The sequence below is a fragment of the Marinospirillum sp. genome (assembly GCF_014859565.1).
Genome location: NZ_JACUUA010000286.1, coordinates 1 through 3,559 on the forward strand (window position 1 = coordinate 1; position 3,559 = coordinate 3,559).

Consider the following 3,559-nt stretch of genomic DNA (forward strand, 5'->3'; position numbering starts at 1 on the left):
TGTGCACCAGCCCCTGATGATTACTGATTGTCCGGCGTTTCATTAGCCAGCATAAACCAGGTATCCATCACTGCATCCGGGTTGAGGGATACAGAATCAATACCCTGCTCCATCAGCCAGCGTGCCAGATCCGGGTGATCCGAAGGTCCCTGACCACAGATGCCGACATATTTGCCCTGTTTTTTGCAGGCATCAATCGCCATGGACAAGAGCTTTTTAACCGCCGGATTACGCTCGTCAAACAGATGGGCCACGATACCGGAATCCCGATCCAGTCCCAGTGTCAGCTGGGTCAGGTCGTTGGAGCCGATAGAGAAACCATCAAAGTATTCCAGAAATTCTTCAGCCAGCAGGGCGTTGGCTGGTAATTCACACATCATGATTAATTTCAGGTCATTCTGACCACGTACCAGACCATTGGCAGCCAGCAGGTCAGACACCCCTTTTGCCTCACCCACGGTACGGACAAAAGGCACCATGATTTCAACGTTGTTCAGGCCCATCACATCACGCACTTTTTTCAGTGCGCGGCATTCCAGCTCAAAACAATCACGGAATTTCTGTGAAATGTAGCGGGATGCGCCCCGGAAACCCAGCATGGGGTTTTCTTCCGCGGGTTCATACAACTTGCCGCCAATCAGGTTTTCGTATTCATTGGATTTAAAATCGGACAAACGCACAATCACGCGTTTAGGCCAGAAGGCTGCCGCCAGACTGGCAATCCCTTCAACCAGTTTTTCAACATAAAAATCGACCGGATCAGCATAACCCACGGTGCGGCTGCGAATATTCTTCTGCAGGTCAGGAGGCAGGGTGTCAAATTCCAGCAAGGCTTTGGGGTGAATACCGATCATGCGGTTGATGATGAATTCCAGACGTGCCAGCCCCACTCCTTCGTTGGGCAGTGCGGCAAAACCAAAAGCACGATCCGGGTTACCCACGTTCATCATGATTTTGAACGGCAGTTTTGGCATGGCATCAATGCTGTTGGTCAGCAGCTCATAATCCAGTTTGCCTTCATAGATAAAACCGGTATCACCCTCAGCACAGGACACCGTCACCAGCTGGCTGTCATCCAATACCTCGGTGGCATCCCCACAACCCACTACCGCAGGAATACCCAGCTCACGTGCAATAATGGCGGCATGGCAAGTACGTCCACCGCGATTGGTGACAATGGCAGAAGCCTTTTTCATCACCGGCTCCCAATCTGGGTCGGTCATGTCGGTCACCAGTACATCACCGGTTTCCACTTTATCCATCTCGTGTGGACCACTGACGATACGTACACGACCAGCACCAATTCGCTGACCAATGGCACGGCCTTCCACCAGGATTTTGCCCTGCTCCTTGAGCAAAAAACGCTCCATGATATTGCTGGAATCGCGGCTTTTTACGGTTTCCGGGCGAGCTTGTACAATGTACAACTGGTTGTCATCACCATCTTTTGCCCACTCAATATCCATCGGGCGCTGGTAGTGTTTTTCAATGATGATGGCCTGACGCGCCAGATTCATGATTTCATCATCAGACAACGAAAAACGCTGACGATCAGCCAGGCTGACTTCCACGGTTTTTACTGATTTGCCTGCCGCTGACTCATCACCATAAACCATCTTGATCAGTTTACTGCCGAGGTTACGGCGCAGAATGGCCGGACGACCTGCTTCCACCGTGGGTTTGTGAATATAAAACTCATCCGGGTTAACAGCACCCTGCACCACGGTTTCACCCAGGCCATAAGCACTGGTAACAAACACGGCTTCTCGGAAACCTGATTCGGTATCCAGTGTGAACATCACACCAGCAGCTCCGGTTTCGGAACGCACCATTTTCTGGATACCGGCAGACAGTGCCACCAGTGAATGATCAAAACCCTGATGCACACGATAAGAAATGGCGCGATCATTAAACAGCGAGGCAAACACTTCATGCACGGCCTGTTTGACCTGAGCAAAACCTTGAATATTCAGAAAGGTTTCCTGCTGACCGGCAAAAGAGGCATCCGGCAGATCTTCAGCGGTAGCAGAAGAACGCACCGCAACTTTCAGGCCGGGATGTTTGAGTTCCAGTTGGCTGTAGGCTTCAGCCAGAGCTTGTTCAAGTGCTGCAGGGAAAGGGGTATTGATGACCCAGTCACGGATCTGAGCACCGGTAGTGGCTAGAGCTCTAACATCATCAGCATCCAGTGCATCCAGCGCTTGATTGATACGATCAGCCAGGCCGTCATGAGCAAGAAATTCGCGATAGGCTTGGGCAGTGGTGGCAAAACCTCCAGGTACCTGCACACCGGCAGACGCCAGGTTACTGATCATCTCGCCCAGTGACGCATTTTTGCCACCAACACGCTCCACATCCTGCATACCCAGCTGGTCAAACCAGACAATGTACTCTCCCACAGCTGTTTTGCTCAAGACACGCCTCCCATAAGAAAAAGATCACTCATGGCATTAACACACAAAAGCAGGCAAAATTGCTTGCTGCGGGTGCAAGCCACTCATTTTTATCCAGATGATAACACGAATTAGGACGATGGAAGGTTCAAATGAAGCGTACCGCTTTTTTCATTTCCGACGGCACCGGAATCACGGCAGAAGCTCTTGGGCGTAGCCTGCTGGCACAGTTTGAAGGCATCCAATTTGAGCTGATCACCATGCCTTACATCAACACCCCGGAAAAGGCGGCGGCGCTGGTCGAGCGCATCAATCAGACCGGTGAAAAAGATGCGGCACGTCCACTGTTGATTGACACCATTGTTGATCAGAACATACGCAATATCATCAGTAAAAGTGATGCCCTGAACATTGATGTTTTTTCCGCTTTTCTTGCACCTCTGGAGGAGGAATTACAAACCCATTCCTCCTACACCGTTGGCAAAACCCACGCCCTGACCAAAGCCAAGGAAGACACCTACAAGGCACGCATCGACTCGGTTCATTACGCCCTTGATAATGATGACGGCGCCCGTACACATCATTACAACACCGCCGACATCATCCTGGTGGGTGTCTCCCGTTGTGGTAAAACTCCAACCTGTATTTATATGGCTTTACAGTTTGGTATCCGTGCCGCCAACTACCCAATCACTGAAGACGACCTGCTGGATACCGAACTGCCTAAAGCCTTACGCCCCTATCGCCACAAGATTTTTGGTCTGACGATTGAACCAGAACGCCTGTCTTCCATCCGCAACGAGCGCCGTGCCAACAGCACCTATGCTTCACTGAAACAATGCCAGCGTGAAGTTGAGGAAGTGGAAAACCTCTATCGCCGTCACCGCATTGATTTTATCGACTCAACCCACTATTCCATTGAAGAAATATCGACCAGAATTATGGCGCAGGCTGGCATTGAACGGCGTTTTTCACCACGTTAAAGTAGCGGCAACAAGGAACTTAACAGGAGTCAGCAGCATGAACAGAAACTTTTTATTTGTCCGCCGCATCTTGCTACTGCTGGTTCTGGCAGTCTTGATGCTGTTTGTTGGTTGTAGTGATGATAAATCCGGCTCCACCACCGAGCCGGGTACCGTGGAAAGGCTTTTCACTTATCCAGAAAT

Annotated in this window: 2 protein-coding genes; one reads left to right on the top strand and one right to left on the bottom strand. The window is 50.7% G+C overall.

From position 1 onward, the window contains the following. Nucleotides 1-20: 20 nt before the first annotated feature. Nucleotides 21-2,399: a phosphoenolpyruvate synthase gene (gene ppsA / locus IBX50_RS18405; RefSeq protein WP_292257860.1), complete on the bottom strand. Its 2,379-nt coding sequence runs from the start codon at nt 2,397-2,399 to the stop codon at nt 21-23. Nucleotides 2,400-2,545: 146 nt separating this feature from the next. Between ppsA and IBX50_RS18410 the strand changes: the two genes are divergently transcribed. Then, the gene (locus IBX50_RS18410; protein WP_292257859.1) at nt 2,546-3,376 is read left to right on the top strand and encodes a pyruvate, water dikinase regulatory protein; all 831 of its coding nucleotides are present in this window, start codon (nt 2,546-2,548) and stop codon (nt 3,374-3,376) included. Nucleotides 3,377-3,559 lie beyond the last annotated feature (183 nt).

Coding starts and splice junctions, on each gene's coding strand:
- IBX50_RS18410 (WP_292257859.1), top strand. CDS start 2,546: ATGAAGCGTACCGCTTTTTTCATTTCCGACGGCACCGGAATCACGGCA.